At 52.6% G+C, this 19,377-nt stretch carries 16 protein-coding genes; 3 read left to right on the top strand and 13 right to left on the bottom strand.

Going from position 1 to position 19,377, the window contains the following annotated elements; all coding sequences use genetic code 11:
• Positions 1–146: 146 nt before the first annotated feature.
• The 3 genes from ACJJIF_RS21135 to ACJJIF_RS21125 all read left to right on the top strand — a co-directional run bounded on the left by ACJJIF_RS21135 (position 147) and on the right by ACJJIF_RS21125 (position 3,917).
• Positions 147–3,113 carry an intermembrane phospholipid transport protein YdbH family protein gene (locus tag ACJJIF_RS21135; RefSeq protein ID WP_444932393.1) on the top strand — a complete coding sequence of 989 codons (2,967 nt, stop codon included), beginning with the start codon at positions 147–149 and terminating at the stop codon, positions 3,111–3,113.
• 271 nt (positions 3,114–3,384) lie between these two features.
• Positions 3,385–3,579, top strand: a complete 195-nt coding sequence (locus ACJJIF_RS21130; RefSeq protein ID WP_444930225.1) for a YnbE family lipoprotein — start codon at positions 3,385–3,387, stop codon at positions 3,577–3,579.
• An 11-nt stretch (positions 3,580–3,590) separates the two neighbouring features.
• Complete coding sequence (locus ACJJIF_RS21125) at positions 3,591–3,917, top strand: YdbL family probable chaperone protein (RefSeq protein WP_444930224.1); 327 nt, start codon at positions 3,591–3,593, stop codon at positions 3,915–3,917.
• A 92-nt stretch (positions 3,918–4,009) separates the two neighbouring features.
• Here ACJJIF_RS21125 and rpoS read toward each other — a convergent pair whose 3' ends face one another.
• From rpoS to ACJJIF_RS21060, 13 genes are all read right to left on the bottom strand, one after another.
• Positions 4,010–5,056: an RNA polymerase sigma factor RpoS gene (rpoS, locus tag ACJJIF_RS21120; protein ID WP_444930223.1), complete on the bottom strand. Its 1,047-nt coding sequence runs from the start codon at positions 5,054–5,056 to the stop codon at positions 4,010–4,012.
• A 198-nt stretch (positions 5,057–5,254) separates the two neighbouring features.
• A complete protein-coding gene (locus ACJJIF_RS21115) occupies positions 5,255–5,986 on the bottom strand; it encodes a peptidoglycan DD-metalloendopeptidase family protein (protein ID WP_444930222.1) in 732 nt (243 codons plus the stop codon).
• A 224-nt stretch (positions 5,987–6,210) separates the two neighbouring features.
• Positions 6,211–7,173, bottom strand: coding sequence for a DUF368 domain-containing protein (locus ACJJIF_RS21110; protein WP_444930221.1), 963 nt, complete (start codon positions 7,171–7,173; stop codon positions 6,211–6,213).
• Entirely contained in the window at positions 7,170–7,841 is a 672-nt protein-coding gene (locus ACJJIF_RS21105; RefSeq protein ID WP_444930220.1) for a protein-L-isoaspartate(D-aspartate) O-methyltransferase, read from the bottom strand. Before ACJJIF_RS21105 ends, ACJJIF_RS21110 begins: the two co-directional genes overlap by 4 nt.
• A 191-nt stretch (positions 7,842–8,032) precedes the next feature.
• Complete coding sequence (gene truD / locus ACJJIF_RS21100; protein ID WP_444930219.1) at positions 8,033–8,995, bottom strand: tRNA pseudouridine(13) synthase TruD; 963 nt, start codon at positions 8,993–8,995, stop codon at positions 8,033–8,035.
• On the bottom strand, positions 8,988–9,473 hold the full coding sequence (gene ispF, locus ACJJIF_RS21095; protein ID WP_444930218.1) for a 2-C-methyl-D-erythritol 2,4-cyclodiphosphate synthase: 486 nt from the start codon (positions 9,471–9,473) through the stop codon (positions 8,988–8,990). The genes truD and ispF overlap by 8 nt, the downstream gene beginning before the upstream one ends.
• Positions 9,473–10,192, bottom strand: a complete 720-nt coding sequence (gene ispD, locus ACJJIF_RS21090) for a 2-C-methyl-D-erythritol 4-phosphate cytidylyltransferase (RefSeq protein WP_444930217.1) — start codon at positions 10,190–10,192, stop codon at positions 9,473–9,475. Before ispD ends, ispF begins: the two co-directional genes overlap by 1 nt.
• Positions 10,189–10,476: a septum formation initiator family protein gene (locus ACJJIF_RS21085; RefSeq protein WP_444930216.1), complete on the bottom strand. Its 288-nt coding sequence runs from the start codon at positions 10,474–10,476 to the stop codon at positions 10,189–10,191. Before ACJJIF_RS21085 ends, ispD begins: the two co-directional genes overlap by 4 nt.
• A gap of 95 nt (positions 10,477–10,571) precedes the next feature.
• Positions 10,572–11,858, bottom strand: a complete 1,287-nt coding sequence (gene eno / locus ACJJIF_RS21080; RefSeq protein WP_444930215.1) for a phosphopyruvate hydratase — start codon at positions 11,856–11,858, stop codon at positions 10,572–10,574.
• Positions 11,859–12,002: 144 nt separating this feature from the next.
• Positions 12,003–12,848 (bottom strand): 3-deoxy-8-phosphooctulonate synthase, encoded by an 846-nt coding sequence (gene kdsA / locus ACJJIF_RS21075; RefSeq protein ID WP_444930214.1) that lies wholly within the window; start codon positions 12,846–12,848, stop codon positions 12,003–12,005.
• Positions 12,849–12,905: 57 nt separating this feature from the next.
• Complete coding sequence (gene pyrG, locus ACJJIF_RS21070) at positions 12,906–14,540, bottom strand: CTP synthase (protein ID WP_444930213.1); 1,635 nt, start codon at positions 14,538–14,540, stop codon at positions 12,906–12,908.
• A 125-nt stretch (positions 14,541–14,665) separates the two neighbouring features.
• Complete coding sequence (gene tilS / locus ACJJIF_RS21065; RefSeq protein ID WP_444930212.1) at positions 14,666–15,976, bottom strand: tRNA lysidine(34) synthetase TilS; 1,311 nt, start codon at positions 15,974–15,976, stop codon at positions 14,666–14,668.
• Between the two features lie 479 nt (positions 15,977–16,455).
• Positions 16,456–19,047: a glycoside hydrolase family 3 protein gene (locus ACJJIF_RS21060; RefSeq protein ID WP_444930211.1), complete on the bottom strand. Its 2,592-nt coding sequence runs from the start codon at positions 19,045–19,047 to the stop codon at positions 16,456–16,458.
• Positions 19,048–19,377: the final 330 nt, after the last annotated feature.

Raw genomic sequence — 19,377 nt, 5'->3', positions numbered from 1 at the left:
CCAGTCTGATAAACTCGACTCTAAGCGATCTTATGGGGCCTCAACTTGGCCGAGAAAGCTTTTCACGAAGAACAATAGATGTAAATTCAAGCTAGCCTCCCACGGGAGTTCTGAGGTTCAGTGTGCGCAAACTCCGTATCAGTATAATGTCTCTGGCTTGCTTATTAGCCGTTCTTATTGCTGCCAGCTGGTGGAAAAAAGATATTGTTATCTCTCAGCTGGTCAATCTCTTCTCCGGTGAGGTCGTTATTCAAGAGCTGACGGGCTTGCGATTGGGCTTCAAACAGGTTTCCATTGAGGAAGTGCGCCTAAAATCCACTGTCAACAGCAACCTACTCCTTGAAGGCGTAACCATTGTATATCCTTTCCATATTATTTATGACCGAGACAACACTCAAAAAGTTGAGCTTTCCATACAAAAGCTAACTCGAAGTATGGACGTTGCAGAGACTTCAAACGAAAGCTCTGCGGATAAACAGCGCCGGGTAAATAATGCAACAAAAAATGTGGGACTATCGTTAAATGCTCTAAACCAAAATTTAACTCGCTTTTTGCCCGGTAAAGTATCAGTTAGGGAGGTCGTGTTCGATGGTCTATTGACCGCAGGCCCCCTGAGCATAGTGCGCAATAATGTCAACATTTACGCTCAAAGCCCTTTCCAACACCCCCAGCTTGGCGAGCTGAACTTAGATTTTCAGGCCGATTTAACCCCATCTGTCATTAAGCTAAATCCAAGAATACTATCGAGCGCTTCAAGAGTTCTGTCTGAAGCCAATATAACACTTAATAAAAAATCGACAGATACATGGGCCATCAATAGTAAAGTCGTATCAGACCTGGAAACGCTAGCCCCGTTTATAGACATCATTAATGCCCAAAACAATAGTAAGTCTAAGCTAACAGCATTTGGTCAAGTGCTAGCAACCGCCACCATGGCCGTACCCGACAACCTGCTGTCGACCCCAAACTACCGCGATATTAGTATTCAAGTTAGCGGACGCGAGTTAAAGGCTTCAACTTCTTACCCACCACTAAAGTCCGAGATAGAAGCCCGTCTATCCACAGACAAGCCTATTGAAATATATGCTAAAACCCTATTTCCATTTAAAGCTCAATCTATCAAAGGCAATGGCCAGCTCGAAATATTCTTAAGAGAAAATGGAGCCAATAGTAGCCCGCTAATTGATATAAAATTTGACTCAAGCACACCGGGAGCAAGCCCCGAACTGGCAATCGAAGGCATCCTCTATCTCAACACTGCAAACACCGTACTTCACTCACCGGAATTTCTCAGACACTTTCCAGCCCTACCGCTAAACATCACGAAAGGGAAAGTCGCATTCCAGGGGCATCTTCAATCGAGCTCGCTTAGCAGTATATCCACCCCAAGGTTAAATCGCTTTCGTCTAGATTTGACATCGAGTGAAACACTTTATCTGGATATTTCACTACCTATATCGCAAGAAGATTCACTACTGCACACTACCGGTTTACACCACAGCCGGGCTCAAGTAAATATTACAGAAGCCATCTCTATCACCGGCGATCTAACTGATTCAAGTCGCAGAGAGATTAAAGTTAGCAAAGGGGCTATAACTGGAAAAATAGAGGCTATTAACACGGAGTCTTCGGCCTTAATAACCGCTAGCGATATCCAGTGCCGCCACGCCAATACCACCAGCTGCCATTTTGAACTAGAGACAAGAGTCCCCAGGTTTATTGATCACACCAAAGAATTAACCGCTACCAATCTTTACTCAAGCGCCAAGGTGCAAATCCTAAGCGATCGTGTAGATAGGAATTTAAAGTTAGAAAACATCAAACTATCTGCCGGGAAAATAGATACTTCGACATTAGAGGTTAGCGATATTACCTTGGAAGCACCATCGGCATACTGTGAAATAGCAGGGCCTCTGACTTGTACCATCCGCACAATAAACAGTCAGCTCGGAACTGTTACTTCAGAACAAGCTTCCCTCTCTGGGACGCTTAACTTTATCGACAGCAAGGTTGCGCTCAACAATGAACTCATAAGCTTCGACAGCGCCTTTGAAACAAGCCACTTAGAGCTAGAGACTCCAGAAAAATACTCTGTTAGCGCTGCGGCCAAAGGCAAATTATCCCTGCAAAACAACCAGCTAGTCAGTCACAGTCAAATTGTGGCTGGCCCAGTGGAAATTGAGCTGAACGGCCATTACGACCTGTTAACCTCTTCAGGGAAACTAAAGTTCTCAATTCCCGACGTCACTTTCAATACTGGCAAAACGCTGAGCGAAACGCTTCAGGGCCTCCCTGCCGACATAGTGTCTGGCACTCTATCCGCCGGTGGCTCTTTGTCATTCCCCCCCCAGTCTGGGGATAATTTTTACATTAACCTGTTAGATATCGCCGTCATTTATAAAGAGAGTTTTGCCACGGGGATTGTGGGCAAGCTAGAGATAGAAAACAAAGATGGGCACTGGATCACACCAGTGCCCTCTCCCCTATCAATAGCATCCATTAATGCGGGATTACCGCTGGAAAAAATTCAGCTATCGCTACAACTAGATAAACAAAAGGATATTACTCTACAGCAATTTTCTGCTGATTTTTTGCGCGGCAGGGTCACTTCAGAGGCTCTTGTTTGGAATCTCAATCAAGAAAGCCGAAAAAGTACCTTGAGCGCTCAGGGGGTTTCTCTAGAGGCTTTGACTGAAGTAACCCATTCAGAGAATTTTGCAGCCAGCGGACATATCGATCTGACAATCCCCCTGGTGACGGGTGCGGAAGGTATCACCGTAGAGGCGGGCCATCTGCGCGGCGAAGCTCCAGGTGGTCAACTGCGTTACTACGGGGCCTTTTCTCCCCAGATGCTGGCAAGTAACCCACAGCTTAAATTGATAGCCAATGCGCTGGAAGATTATGAGTTCCGCACCCTCGAAGGCAGAGTAGACTACCCCGCCAGTGGGGACCTCCAGCTACAGCTCAAGCTGGTAGGGCGCAGCGATGCCATTGATTCCGACCGGGACCTGGTCATCAACCTTAATCTCGAAAACAATATCCCAGATATGCTGCGCTCACTTCAGGCCAGTCGTGACTTAACCAAAACACTAGAAAAGCAACTGGACCAATAGGTCTGGTGTGGAGTAGCCTTTATTTGCATATATATCCCTACCTGGTTCATCACCGGTTAAGGTTGACCCAATAGAATACTTGTGTCTGCCGCCATCCACTCTCTGGATGAACCAGGCTGGTAACGTAGATTAAAGGACTTCTGATTGCTCTATGCTGCCCCAGAGAGCCGCTATAGGCCCGCAGAGAGATTATGGGGTTAATCAGAGGCTTCTTGATACCCGGGTTCCAAAAAGTAAAAGGGTACCAAAGAGGTACTGTGAGGAGTGTCAAATGAAAGCCAGCCGACTGGTTCCTATAGGGCTGCTATACGCTATGGTTGCTACAGGGTGTACACCTACCGTAGCGGTAAAAGCGCCCAGCGAACCAATTACAGTAAACCTGAATGTAAAAATCGAGCACGAGATTCGGGTCAAGGTCGATAAAGACCTGGACAGCCTATTTGAAGACAAAGAAGGGATTTTCTGAGGAAGCGAGATATGAAGACATTAATCAACGTCTTTTTGACACTGAGCCTGGTCATCGCCCTTCCGGCAATGGCAATTTCCCTGAATGAAGCCAAAAATAAAGGGCTGGTTGGGGAGGCCAATAGTGGCTATATAGCGATTGTAGGTACCAGCTCACCAGAGTTGAAAAAGCTGGTTAAGGAAGTAAATACCAAGCGAAAAGCCGCTTACACCCGAATTGCTGAGCGCAATAAAATTGATATTGCCCAAGTGGCTACACGTGCAGCAGAAAAGCTGGAGGCCCGCCTGTCCCCTGGGGAGTACTACCAGAATAACCGGGGACGCTGGGTGCGAAAATAAGCAGCCCTCTTGCCGGAATCTAGGCTGAACAAAGCTAAATAACAAAACCCCGCAACCAGAAACTGGCTGCGGGGTTTTGTGGAGAGAAAACACTATAAGCCGCCAAACAGGGATTGACCGTCGAGCCCTTGCTTCTCCATTACTTCTCTTAACCGCTTGAGCGCATCCACCTGTATCTGTCTTACCCGCTCCCTGGTGAGGCCGATTTCCCGCCCCACTTCTTCCAGGGTGCTCGCTTCAAAACCACGTAAACCAAACCGCCTGGACACCACCTCGCACTGCTTATCGGGAAGTTCTCCCAACCAGCGGTTGATACTGTCAAACAGGTCACTGTCCTGGAGCAACTCTGCGGGATCGGACTCCTGCTGATCGGGAATGGTATCTACCAGGGTCTTCTCAGAGGAGGGCCCTATGGGGGTATCCACTGAGGTAACCCGCTCGTTGAGTCCGAGCATCCGCTCAACATCTTCGACCGGCTTCTCCAGCAGGTTGGCTATCTCTTCTGCCGAGGGCTCGTGATCCAGCTTCTGGGCCAATTCTCGCGAAGCGCGCAGATAGACATTCAGCTCCTTCACTACATGGATAGGCAGGCGGATAGTTCGGGTCTGGTTCATAATAGCCCGCTCTATCGTCTGACGTATCCACCAGGTAGCGTAGGTGGAAAAGCGAAAGCCTCGCTCTGGATCAAACTTCTCGACTGCTCGAATCAGGCCCAGATTGCCCTCCTCGATCAGGTCCAGCAGCGCCAGGCCTCGACTGACGTAGCGACGAGCAATCTTTACTACCAGGCGAAGATTGCTCTCGATCATTCGTTTTCGCGCCGCAGCATCTCCGCGCAGTGCCTTGCGCGCGTAATACACCTCTTCTTCTGCGGTCAACAGGGGGGAGAATCCGATTTCATTGAGATAGAGCTGAGTAGCGTCGAGATTTTTCTGCAAATGGCCATCGCCATCCAATCTGCAAACCCTACTTTTCTCTGCCTGGGAGGGTGCGGAAGTCTTTTTTGCTGTAGATTTCCGCTTGCGACTAACACCTGCTTCAGTTGAACCTAATTTCTGCTCATCATTTTCAACGTCTAACTCAGGAGGAAAGTCTTCTGCCTGGCCAGTCATAGACTGGTCTTGCCGTTGTGCTTCCATTTCCCCTGCTCCTTGTACTTTGCCAATTTCAGCCGCACGGCATACCCGAACACCGATAACACAACAATCAACGCCTCAGGTATGTGGCGACAGCCACTGAATCGGCTGACCCTGGGATGGCCACGATTACAGTGACTACCTCAAGTGGTATAGTTAAAAGTCCATTTTTATTTGCAGAGCTCCGCTGCCGCCGTGAACTTACGGTAAGTAGGCAAGAGGGTCTACTGGCTGACCGTTTTTACGAATCTCAAAGTGAAGCTTATCGCGGTCGGTACCACTAGAACCCAACTCCGCTATCCTTTGCCCCGCTTTTACCCTGCTGCCCTCCTTTACAAGCAACCGGTGATTGTGTGCATAGGCACTAAGGTAAACCTCATTGTGCTTGACGATCAGCAGCTTTCCATAACCTCTCAAGGCGCTTCCTGCGTAGATCACGGTGCCATCAGCCGCTGCCAGTACAGCCTCTCCCTTTTCTCCCGCGATATCAACTCCCTTGCGCAAGGGGTCTCCAGAGCGAAAGTGACTAATTACTTTCCCCTTGGCGGGCCAGCGCCAGCGAACCGACCCCTTCTGGCTGGATGATGCCGTTTGGCGTTTAACCTTAGGTGTTAAAGATTTTTTAGCAGTGGTCGTTTGTGTCGCTGCCGGCTTCGCCTTCGCAACTGGCGCTTTTTGCTTCTTGGCTGCACTGGTAACACTCTTGCTTGGCGCGGAGCCTGACAGCTTGATTCTCTGCCCCGGATAAATTTTATAGGGAGAGGGAATACCATTTATCGCCGCCAGCTGGCGAAAATTCTTGCCGTAACGCCACGCGATAGCATAGAGGGTATCCCCCTTGCTCACCGTGTGGTGGGTAATCTTGATGCCGGGGGGTTGGCGCAGGGAGCTTGATGGGGCCTTGTGGCTGGAACAGGAGGAAAGGGCCTGCATCAGTATGAGCAAGCCTAATATTTTAAACAGCCTCCACAAGCCATGACCCGTTTTAGAGAGCTTGTTCCGCCAATATTGGCGCTCAGAAGCTTGTAAGAAATGACATTTCATTATTCTCTTTTTACATCAGATCACGGCATTTATGGAAAAAGTGTCTAAAGAAAATCTCCAAAAATCCATGTAATCGCTTGATAAAAAGCTGCCATACCGAGATTTTCCAGACCTTATTGCTGTGTGGCGCAAGGCTTTTCTCTATGTCCCCTGCCAAAGAAGTCTACAGCGAGAACCAGGAGTATTGCCACTAGCGCTGCGCCGATAGCGCTGCCCAGATGCGCATTATCACCAGTTTGCTCCAAAAAAGTTAGCGGAGAAGTATTGGATAACAGGGGTGCCAACTTGCTGGAGGCCTCGATTTCCCCTGACGCCGGCAGCTTCCAGGGCCAGATAATCTTTAAACTCCCGAGCAGAACCCCGGCCAGAAATGCCAGCGTTCGGGCCATATAGTTGCGCATCAACCAGGACAACAAGCGGCTAAAAAGCATCAGCCCTATTGCCGCCCCTGCGGCAAAGCACAGCAGGTTTGCGATTTGCAAATTGTGAACTGCGGCCAAAACCTTGGGGTAGATACCGATAAGGAGCAGCAGGAAAGCACCGGAAATCCCCGGCAGGGCCATGGCGCATATGGCCAAAGCACCCGATAAAAACAGCGTTAGGGGGGTTGCCGGTATCTCTGAAGGTCGCATCTCACTCACGGTCACTGCAAGCGCGATACCCAGCACTAGAAATACCAGTACCGATGGCGACCACCGGGGAATATTTCTCACAATGGGAACAATTGAAGCGAGAACCAAACCGAAAAAGAAAGACCACACAACAATGGGATAATTTTGCAGTAAACCGCTAATCAGGTGGGCCAAGCTAAAAACGCTCAACAATACCCCGAGGAAAAGAGAGAGTAGAAAGCTCCCATTGATATAGCGCCAAGTGGATTGAAACCCCTCCTTCCGCCACACTGTAATACAGTGCGGGCCAATTCTACTGAGGGAGTCCAGAAGCTCCTGGTAAATGCCGGTAATAAAGGCAATAGTTCCCCCAGAAACACCGGGCACCACATCCGCAGCCCCCATCGCCATTCCCCGCAGTACCACCCCCGGGTAACGACTTTTTAGAACCTCAGAAAATTTCATCGAACCACACCACTGAGCAAAGGCACAAAGCGCACCGCTTCCAATTTTTCCACATCAAACTTATTACTGTCCTCACGGCGCGTCACCATCGTCAGGTATTGCTGCTCAGCACCCACCGGAATTACCAGAACCCCATTGGGAGCCAGCTGCTCTCGCAGCTCATCGGGAATCATTGCCGGTGCTGCGGCAGCCAGGATTGCATCGTAAGGCCCCTCTTCCTTCCAACCAAAACCCCCACTGCTGAGTTTGTACTCTATATTGTTGTAACCCAGCTCCCCCAAACGCTGACGAGCTGTTTGCAATAGGGGTTGGACACGCTCAACGGAATAAAGTTGTTCCACCAAACGGGCGAGAATGGCTGTCTGATAACCCGAACCGGTACCCACTTCTAAAACTCGCTGTAAAGACTTGGCTCTACTCAGCAAAAGCTCCGTCATACGGGCGACAATATAGGGCTGGGAAATAGTCTGGCCATACCCTATGGGCAGGGCAGTATCTTCGTAGGCTCGAATAGCTAAGGCTTCATCCAAAAAAAGGTGTCGAGGGGTGGATGCCATTACATCCAGTACTTCCTCGTTGGCAATCCCCTCTTCCCGCAAACGCTGGATCAAGCGGTTGCGGGTTCGCTGGGAAGTCATTCCCAGGCCTTCTTGTCTCAAGCGATCCATATTCTTTTTCTTGTCCATGGTTTGTACAACAGCGCCAGTTATCTAAGGAGCCTCTGACTTACAGAGCGGTTCACAATCAGGGCGCGGCTTCGCAGGAATGTCTAGACCTTTCAAGAAGTCGCAACGCGAAGTGTGAATCGCTCTGCAAGCCCCGCAGAGGTATTACGGAGTTGTTCAAAGGCTCCTTAACTTTATGTGCGCTGTTTAACATTGACCAGCTGCGCTATCTCCCGTAGCAAAGCTGTCGCAAAAGTACCCGGGGGCAAGGCAAACTCAACGATTAAATGATCACCTTCCCATTCATAGCGAAACGCCTCCGGGGATAAAATCATGGCCCGTCGCTCCTGACTGAGCCCGCAGTGCTCCAGCCAATTGCACCAGGGCTGCCACGGAGACAACACCTGCATCTCCAGTTCTCCCTGGGCATCTGTAGCCAGGTTTCTACCCCGCCCCCACAGAGGCCCAGTGGGGTAATCTTCCGGTTCGCCGGCAAGAGGGCCCCGCCAGGTTCCAGCGTTGACGCGTTCAGCGAGAACCTGATTGAACAGCCAGCTGCGAGCAGCGGACATGGCAAAAGCTTTTTCACTCTTGCGACAACGGCCGTCCTCTTCAGCGAGATTTTTCACCAGACTCAGATTGTTACCATCAATTCCAAAGCGCTGCTCACCGAAGTAATTGGGCACCCCTTCAGGAATCCGCTGAAGCACTTCCTCAGCTTTGTCCCTGTCACCTTCTACATTGCGCAGGCGAATCTTAAAGCGGTTCCCCATATGTTCGCCGCGACGCAGCTTGCGCGGTCCGCGAAATGTTTGCAGCAGCGAAATCTCATCGCTGTTAATTTGCGACCAGTCTGCTTCAGGCTTTTGCCCTAGCCATACGCTGAACCACTGAGTAGTCACTGCGTGCCGGTCTTTTAAACCATAAAAACTGACATCGCGGCTCTGCACCCCGGCCAATTTCGCCAGTTCCTTAGCGACCCAGGCAGTATTTGCCCCTCGCTTTTTAATCAGAAAATAAACGTGCTCACCGCTATTATCAGCCGGTGGCATAGCCAATTCATCGACAATAAAATCTTCCGGCTCAGTGCGGAAATCGCCAGAGATTACCGCACCCCCGAGCGCTCGGGGCCAATCCAGATTCCAAACTTCAGACATCTTTGCGCTCTAATAAAACAATCGCTTGCGCGGCGATACCCTCACCGCGACCAGTAAATCCAAGCTTTTCTGTGGTGGTGGCTTTGACACTGACCGCATCGCAATCAACACCACAGTCAGCGGCAATATTGGCTCGCATTCCATCGATATGCGGAGCCATCTTGGGCGCCTGGGCAATCAGGGTCATGTCCGCATTCACCAGGCGATACCCTTTGCTATCGATTAAGCCAACGACATGGCGAAGCAGTTTTCTGCTATCGGCGCCGGCAAATTGCTCGTCGTTATCGGGAAAGTGCTTACCGATATCTCCCAGGGCCAAAGCCCCCAGTAGGGCATCTGCGAGGGCGTGCAATAAAACATCCCCGTCAGAATGGGCTACCAGACCCTGCCCATGGGGGATTTGTACTCCGCCGAGCACTACATGATCGCCGGGGCCAAATGCGTGTACATCAAAGCCCTGGCCTATTCGAAAAGTCACTATCGCTTATCCTCAGTGGGGGAGTAGCGCAGACGTAAAATCGTTTCTGCAATTATGATATCGGCGGGGTGCGTCACTTTAATATTGTCACTATCACCCGCAACCAATTGCGGTGAATGGCCAAAAAGTTCCAGGGCACTGGCCTCATCGGTAACAGCCCCACCCTGCTCCAAAGCCTTGCCGAGGCAGGCGTGCAGAGTACTGAGAGGGGCCCGCTGCGGGGTTTGCGCCAGCCAAATAGTTTCCCGATCAACGGTCTCTTGCACACAGGCTACGCCATCAACCGGGTGACTGCGTTTTAATGTGTCACTGGCGGGGCGTGCCAAAAGCGCCATCGGCGATACATCTTCACCGAGCAGAGCGCAGATATCGCGCTCAGACACACAGGGCCGTGCCGCATCGTGGACTAAAACCGGAGTATCACCACTTTCGCGCTCCGCGAGGAAATCCAGTGCCGACAGGACCGAATCCGCTCTCTCTGCACCACCGGTCACCGTGTGTAGCAGGGGGTGACTCGCTTCTTTCAGGTGGGAGAAGTAACTGTCCTGCGCAGAAATCGATACGACCACACCGGCCAAACCCGGCCAGCCGAGAATATTTTTTAACGTCAGGGATAGCAGTGGTCGTCCGAGCAGCGGTAGGTACTGTTTGGGACGGTCGGCCCCCATACGTTTGCCCACACCGGCAGCGGGTACAATGACCCAATAATCCTTAATCAATTTTCAGCCTCTTCCTTATCCAGGAAGATAAACAGTGTTTCCCCTTCCTTGATCAGTCCCAAGTCATAACGGGCTTTGGCTTCCACACCATCGGTGCCAACTTTCAAACTGCGAACTTCCCTAAACAGTTGACGATTTTCCCGCACCAGCGCGATATTTTTTTCTTGCTGTTGGGCTAATTGATACTTGAGACGGGTAACTTCGGCGAGACTACCTTCACCAACCCAAAGTCGATACTGGGTGGCGAGGAGCATAGTGGTGAGTATTGCCAGCAGCCATTTCATACGAGATTACGATATTTCGCTTGTTCGTATTAATAGTACTACAAAGAGGGGCTGGCCCCTCCTTGTAGTGCTTGCACGCTAATTCAAATAATGGATTACTTGAATTCAGCGCGGCCGCGATAAGGCGCGGAACCATTCAGTTCGGCTTCGATGCGCAGCAGACGGTTGTACTTGGCTACGCGGTCAGAGCGGCAGAGGGAGCCGGTCTTGATTTGACCTGCGGCAGTAGCAACTGCCAGATCTGCGATAGTGGTGTCTTCAGTCTCACCGGAGCGGTGGGAGATCACAGCGGTATAGCCGGCATCTTTAGCCATTTTGATCGCGTCCAGAGTCTCGGACAGGGAGCCGATCTGGTTGAACTTGATCAAGATAGAGTTACCGACACCTTTTTCGATACCTTCTTTCAGGATTTTGGTGTTGGTTACGAACAGGTCGTCACCTACCAGCTGTACTTTGTCGCCAATCTTGTCGGTGAGAATTTTCCAGCCGTCCCAATCGCTCTCGTCCATACCGTCTTCGATAGACAGGATCGGGTAGTTGGCGGACAGCTCGGCCAGATAGCTGGCAAAACCTTCGCTATCGAACTGCTTGCCTTCGCCAGACAGGTCGTACTTGTCATCTTTGTAGAACTCGGAAGAAGCGCAGTCCAGAGCCAGGGTAATGTCATCACCCAGGGTGTAACCGGCCTTTTCTACCGCCTCGGCAATCACTTTCAGTGCCGCTTCGTTGGAGGGCAGGTTCGGAGCGAAGCCACCTTCATCGCCAACCGCAGTGTTCAGGCTGTTGCTGGACAGTACTTTTTTCAGCGCGTGGAAAATTTCAGCACCCTGGCGCAGAGCTTCGGCAAAAGACTCAGCTTTAACCGGCTGCACCATAAATTCCTGGATATCCACATTGTTATCGGCGTGTTCGCCACCATTGAGGATATTCATCATTGGCACCGGCATGGAGTACTCGCCCGGAGTGCCGTTTACCTCAGCAATGTGCTGGTACAAGGGGATTTTTTTGGAAGCGGCAGCTGCTTTAGCGGCAGCCAGGGAAACGGCCAAAATAGCGTTGGCGCCCAGATTGGCTTTGTTTTCAGTGCCGTCGGCATCGATCATCGCCTTGTCCAGGGCGCGCTGATCGGTAGCGTCCATACCTTTGAGCAGGTCGGCGATAGTGGTATTGATATTTTCAACCGCTTTCAGGACACCCTTGCCCAGGTAACGGCTTTTATCGCCATCGCGAAGTTCCAGCGCTTCACGAGAGCCAGTAGAGGCACCGGAGGGCGCGCAGGCAGAGCCAATAGATCCATCCTCCAGAATCACATCGGCCTCAACGGTTGGGTTACCGCGAGAATCCAGTACTTCAAAGGCTTTAACAGCGACAATCTTGCTCATTTACAATGGGCTCCGTATTGGTACTTACTGAAAGTAGGTAATTGGTCAATCAGACGTTATGCACTTTTTTCTACCGCGCTCAGTTAAATCACTGAGGGGGAAAGTGCCGCGCGCCCAGTCAGGGCGCGCAAAGGTCTCTCTTTTTTATTTCGTATCCAGCGGCTCAAAACCTTTGATCAGGTCATCTACCGCTTTCATTTGCGCCAGGAACGGCTCCAGCTTTTCCAGGGGCAGTGCACTGGGGCCATCACACAGCGCCTTGTCTGGATTCGGGTGCGCTTCCAGGAACAGGCCGGCAATGCCGATCGCCAAACCTGCGCGGCCCAGCTCAGTAACCTGTGCACGGCGACCACCAGAGGCTGCACCGGAGGGATCGCGCATTTGCAGTGAATGGGTGACATCAAAAATCAGCGGCGCACCGCCGGAGGCATTGATCATGGTGCTAAAGCCCAGCATATCGACAACCAGGTTGTCGTAGCCAAAGCAAGCACCGCGCTCACACAAAAGAATATTTTCGTTGCCACACTCAGCAAATTTCTCCACCACATTTTTTACTTGCGGCGGGCTCATAAACTGGGGCTTTTTGACGTTGATCACTGCACCCGTCGCCGCCATAGCAGCGACCAGATCAGTCTGGCGGGCCAGGAAGGCCGGCAGCTGAATAATATCCACGACCTCGGCAACCGGAGCGGCCTGGTGTATTTCGTGGACATCGGTAATCAGGGGAACCTTAAAAGTGTCTTTGATTTCCTGGAAAATCTTCAGGCCCTCTTCCATTCCCGGTCCGCGATAGGAATTGATGGAAGAGCGATTAGCCTTGTCAAAAGACGCTTTAAAAATATAGGGAATACCCAGTTTTTCGGTGACTGTCACATAGTGCTCGGCCACCTGCATCGCCAGGTCGCGGGACTCCAGTACATTCATACCGCCAAACAGCACAAAAGGCTTATCGTTGGCGACCTGGACATTTCCAACTTCAATTGTTTTCACAGCTTACTCCCTGTTATCTCCGCCTCAACTAACTTAGAGCTGAGGCGGAATTATTTTTTAGCCCTGGTTTTCACGCTGCTTCATTGCAGCGGCAACAAAGCTTTCGAACAGCGGGTGGCCGTCGCGCGGCGTTGACGTAAATTCCGGGTGGAACTGACAGGCAACGAACCAGGGGTGGTTCGGCAATTCAACCATTTCTACCAGGGTATCGTCTGCTGACCAGCCGCCAATTTTCAAACCGGCTTGTTGCAGGCGATCAACGTAGTTGTTGTTCACTTCGTAGCGGTGGCGGTGACGCTCTACGATGACGTCTGCACCGTAGATATCGCGAGCCTTGGTGTCTTTCGCCAAGCGACACTCCTGGCCGCCCAAACGCATGGTGCCACCCAGGTCGGACTGCTCGTCGCGCTTCTCGATATTGCCTTCGCTATCGATCCACTCGGTAATCAGGCCGATAACAGGGTGCGGGGTTTTAGTATTGAATTCAGTACTGTTGGCACCTTCGAGGCCGAGCACATTGCGCGCGAACTCGATAACCACAGACTGTAAACCGAGGCAGATGCCCAGGTAAGGAATATTGTTTTCGCGAGCGTAACGAACAGATTCAAGCTTGCCCTCTAAACCGCGCTCACCAAATCCACCGGGAACCAGGATTGCATCGGCATCCTTGATCAGGTCAATGCCGTTCTCACCTTCAACGTCTTCAGCGTTGATAAAGTCGATATCCACTTTGCAGCGATGCTTGATACCCGCATGGGTCAGGGACTCAATCAGGGACTTATAGGCATCCAGCAACTCCATGTATTTGCCAACCATGGCAATTTTCACTTCGTGCTGAGGATTCAGCTTGCCATCGACCACTTCATCCCACTCGGACAAATCGGGCGCCCGGCATTCCAGCTGCAGTTTTTCCACAACGATATCGTCGAGGCCGTAACTGTGCAGCAAGCGCGGTACACCGTAGATAGTCTTGGCATCGGGCAGCGGTACAACTGCACGCTCTTCAACATTGGTGAACAGTGCGATCTTGCGGCGGGAGTCCTCATCGATCTCACGCTCGGAACGGCACAGCAGGATATCCGGCTGCAAGCCGATAGAACGCAACTCTTTAACAGAGTGCTGAGTCGGCTTGGTCTTGGTTTCGCCAGCAGTGGCAAGGAAAGGCACATAGCTCAGGTGGATCAACAGGGCGCGGTTGGTGCCCATTTCCACACGCAGCTGACGCACAGATTCCAGGAACGGTTGGGATTCGATATCACCTACGGTGCCACCGATTTCAACAATAGCGACGTCGACATCGCGGCCACCTTCTACAACGCGGCGTTTGATCTCGTCGGTAATATGGGGGATCACCTGTACGGTGCCACCCAGATAGTCACCACGGCGCTCTTTGCGCAGTACGGTCTCGTACACGCGGCCGGTGGTGAAGTTGTTACGCTTGGACATCCGGGTACGGATAAAGCGTTCGTAGTGACCCAGATCCAGGTCAGTCTCGGCACCATCCTCGGTGACATACACCTCGCCGTGCTGGAAGGGACTCATGGTACCCGGGTCTACGTTGATGTAGGGGTCCAGTTTGAGGATGGTAACCTTGAGGCCACGGGCCTCGAGAATGGCGGCCAGAGAGGCGGAGGCGATACCTTTCCCCAACGAGGAAACCACGCCACCAGTTACAAAAATATAGCGCGTCATGCAAAACCTTGGTCAGTTGAGCGCTCGATGAATGTCGAGCTTACAGGGCTGGCCCGGGCGGATAATCCAGCTTCTCCCGGTGCCTTTGAGACGGGGCGCCAGGGTAGCAGAAAGCCCCCCAACACTCAATCGAAAAACCGCCAGCTGGGCGGTTTGTCCGGGATGGCGCGGCTTGCCTTACACGAAAAGAGCCCCGCGACAGCCACCAAATTCCCCTCCAAGAATACTAGTGGAACACGGTCCCTGAGCCAGGGCTCAAGGGCCCACTCCTGCAAAAGCTTCTTGAGCGCCTGTGACTTTGGGCGGCTTATTGGGTGGGCGCGCTCCCCTCCCCGGCGATAACAAACCTTATAGTCAGCCAGCGGCCAACCCGCTGGCGACTGAAGGACGCTGCCCCCGGGCAGTGGTAGATCGGCGCGGCCATCCCAGTGCCAGCAGTTATCGGTGCCACTGGCGACCGGCGCCAACTCAGGTGTCAGATAGAGACGATTGCGAAAACGCCGCACCACACGCCCACCCAAGTTGACTTCAAGCTGCGCATCCTCCGCCGCACAGGCCACCTGGCAGAGCGCCTGCTTTAGCAAATTAGACTCCGGCGACCGCCCCCCCTGACGCAGCACCCAGTGTCGCATCAGATTTTTACGGCGCCCCTCACTGAGGCTAAAAAAGTGTGGCAGGGCCAGACTTTCACCGAAACGCTCTTCCCTTAAGTTCGCCGCCACAAGGTCAGTAAGCGCCAACTCCGACAGCAGCTCTGCGGACTCCCTCAGGTTCTCCGCTGCCCGCGCAACCTGGCGACTCACCCCCCAGCGCTGATTGAGTAGCGGCATCACTCGATGCCGTAAAAAATTGCGCTCCAGGGCTTCATCCGCATTGCTATCATCCTCAATCCAATCGAGGCCGTGCATCTCCGCCCACTGCTCCAACTCTGCTCGCCCAACCTTGAGCAGGGGCCGCAGCAAGTGTTTGTCACGCCCGATAAGCCGGCTCTCTGACATACTGGCCAACCCCAGCACACCCGCGCCCCGCATCAGGCGCAGCAGGAAAGTCTCCGCCTGATCATCCGCATGATGGCCGAGCAGAATTTGATCTCCTGCAGACATCGCCTGGTCAAAGGCTCGGTACCTGGCGCGGCGGGCACCCTGCTCCAAACCGCCGTCCTTGCGATCAACCTCGACCTGAATTGCAGTAAAGGGTACCGCCAGACTTTCAGCAAACGCCTTGCAGTGAGCCCGCCAGACCTCCGCATTGGCATTTAGGCCGTGATGAATATGCAGTGCGCACACGGGGATCTGGCAGCTAGCCAGGAGATGTAAGAGCACCGTGGAGTCCAGCCCACCTGAAAATCCCACCCAGCGCTGCCCCCTGAGCGGGTGAGATTGCAGTGCATGCTTTAACAGGGTGGGGAGTTTTTCGGTAGGGCTTACATTTTTCACAGGGCATCGGGCAAGATCTGAGTTTCCGCCAGTATACCTCTTATCGCTAAAGAGGCAGATAAGCCGCCACCCCCAGCACTTGCGCACCGACTTGCTCGCGCAGACACAGCCTCAGACTTTGATGCCGAAAAAAGAGTCAGGCTTATTTGTCAGCGTATATATTTTTAATCGCCCAGAGACATCAAATAATATTGAAATCAAACCCGAGTGCTTCTTGCAGCAATAACCCTGTGGCAAGCAGCGCCCAGGAAGCAAATAGCACTCAATAAAATTTCGGCTGAGAAAATCTCCTACAGGAAATTAGCGGGGCGAAATAAATAGCGGAGATAAAATAGAAGCGCCAGGCAGGCAAAGAAATACCAACGGGAAAGAACATCTCGTTGGCACTGTTCCTGTGAGAACAAATTGTTTCAGCCTCCAACCGGCATCAAGCGTGATTGACGCCGGCTGGTGGCCCAGGTAATTACCCCTGTTATAACTTAGCCGTCACAACGAATATCAGCAGAAACTCCCGCCTCTGGGGTCAGCTTAACGTTGGCAACTGCAATGGCCATTGGCGCCTCACTCTCCAGACCGAAGGCACTAAACACCTTGCCAAAATCCGCACCCGCTTTTGCGAAGCACTGCAAGTCTACAGAAATCCGGGTCCAACTCTTCTGCTCCATGGATTTCAGTGCGGACTCCAACGGCACCTTGGCAGAACAACCATCACCACAGTTCATCGTGGCCAGTACTGGCTTTTCAACCGGCTGGTCGACACGGATATTCAGGGTCAGCGCAGACTTCTCTTCCAGGTAGACATTCAGGTCTTGCATATATTCAGCCGACAGCTGAACCGCACCGGAACGCAGGCCTTTCCAGGTAATCAGGCGGGCATCTTCCTGAGACGACATGTCGATAGAGCTGACAGTGATATTCTCATCCTCTCCACTCACTGCGTAGTTGCCGTGTACAGAGACAGCCTCGGCTCCGGCTTCAGCGATATTCAGCACCCAGGGAGCCTGCGGGCGGGAGACCAGCAACCAGGCTTCTTCCAGGCCACCACCGGCATGGGATTCGCTGGTTTCCGGCAACTCGCTGCTCACCAGGGACTCCTGCTCGGCAGCCAGGCCATAACCCAGCTCAAACAGTGGCTCGTAATTGTCGTGGTATGGATTCAGGACATTCTGATAGCTGTGCATCGGCCAGCTAAATGGCAGCTTGCCGGTAAAGTCGTAACGGGCTTCCCCATCAGCGCCTTTAATCAGCACATCCGCAACACCCGCCCCTTCAGAGCCAGGCAGCCAGGCGGCGACAAAGGCATCGGATGCATTCAATTCACTGTTAATCCAGAGGGGACGGCCGGACAGGAAAACACTCACTACCGGAACACCCTGCTCACGCAGTTTTTTCAGCAGCGCCAAATCCTTCTTGTTACCGCGCTGGTATTCCAGGTTGGTAATATCGCCGTGCCACTCTGCATAGGGCTCTTCGCCAAATACAACAACAGCAACCTTGGGTGCCTTGCCATTGGTAAAAGTGGACTCTGAGAAGCTGCCATCCGCACTCAACACCGCTTCACCGCCAGCGGCTTTAACCGCCGATGAAATACCTTCAAAGATGGAAGTCGCGCCGGGGAAGTCTGCGCGGGTATTACCGGTACCCTGCCAGGAAATTGTCCAGCCACCGCTCTGCTTGGACAGGTTGTCCGCACCGTCACCGGCAACCAGGATATTCTGGTCCGCAGCCAATGGCAGCAGCTTGTCGTTGTTTTTCAGCAACACCAGGGATTTGCGTACCGCTTCACGGGCGAGGGCGCGGTGCTCCGGGTTACCCAGGATGCCATCCTTACCTGCCAGGGGCATATTGCGATCAAACAGACCCGCACGAATTTTTACTCGCAGGATACGGCGAACAGCATCATCGATACGCTCTGCACCGATTTCACCGCTCTTGGCCTGGGCCAGGGTGTTGTTGTACAGCGCTTTCCAGTCCGCCGGCACCATAAACATATCGAGACCGGCATTAATCGCCGCCGCACAACTCTCTACAGTGCAACCGGGCACAAAGCCGTGACCATTCCAGTCGCCCACAACAAAGCCATCGAAGCCGAGGCGCTCTTTCAAAACGGTGGTCAGCAGGTATTTGTGGCCGTGGAGCTTGTCACCGTTCCAGCTATTGAAAGAAGCCATAACGGTCTGTACCCCCGCCGGCAGAGCCGTCAGGTAACCCGCCGCATGGACCTCTGCCAGTTCTTTTTCCGGAACCGCGTTGTCACCTCGGTCGATACCGCGTGTCGTACCGCCGTCACCGACAAAGTGCTTGGCAGTGGCCACCAGGTTTTCACCGCGCAGGAATTCAGCGCTGGATTTTTCACCCTGGAGCCCCTTCACCATTGCCTCGGCATAATCCGCAACAATCTTGGGATCTTCGGAATAGCTCTCGTAAGTTCTGCCCCAGCGGTCATCGCGAACTACCGCGACGGTGGGAGCGAAAGTCCAGTCGATACCGGTCACCGCCACTTCGCGGGCGGTAGCGCTGCCAATACGCTCGATCAGCTCCGGGTCCTGGGCGGCCCCCAGGCCAATATTGTGCGGGAACAGGGTCGCACCGATCACATTGTTGTGGCCGTGAACCGCATCGGAACCCCAGATCAGCGGAATCGCAACGCCGCCATCGGAAGTATCCATAGAAGCCTTAAAGAAGGCATCGGAGAGCGCGAGCCAGTCTTGCGGCGTGGCAAACTTATCGTTGTTCGGGAAGGCGCCACCGCCATTTAATACGGAACCCAGGTGATAGGTCTTCACATCTTCAGGGGTAACGCTGCGGATTTCCGCCTGGATCATCTGCCCCACTTTCTCTTCCAGAGACATGCGGGACATGATTTCACTAATTTGGGCTTCCAGCTTTCCATCGCGCGGTAAGGCTGGCTTTAGTTCAGGCCAGTTGTCGATACCCTCGGCGGCACTGGTGCCAGTGCCAGCCTGCGCTTTATCGGCTTTTGGCTCAGTTTGTTGACTCTCGGAATGGCACCCGGCGAGCACAGAGGCACAGAGCACAAAGCCCAGCGAAAATCGCTTACTAAAATTCACGAATAACTCCCAAAATTATTCCACGCTTGTTAACCGGCTCTACGGGCAACACCGGGCAAACCTTCGGGGAAAACTCTCCCAAAGCTGTGCATCCAGCGCGACCAACTATCGCCATATTTATTATGCCGCGCATCAACTGCCCTGACAGGCCCACACGGTCTGCTTCCACTGAACTGAAATATTGAGGATTGCCCCAAGCTCCAGCCATTATTGGAATCAAGCTCTAGCAGTGCCACATCACCAAATAGCCACAAAACTAACTTGTGGCTATTCTGTGGGCACAGTTCGCAATGGCAACAAATTGCAGCACTTGCTGCTACAGGCCAAGAG

It is taken from the genome of Microbulbifer regidiadema (SeqCode) (assembly GCF_052467605.1).
This window is presented reverse-complemented; position numbering and strand designations above follow the sequence as displayed.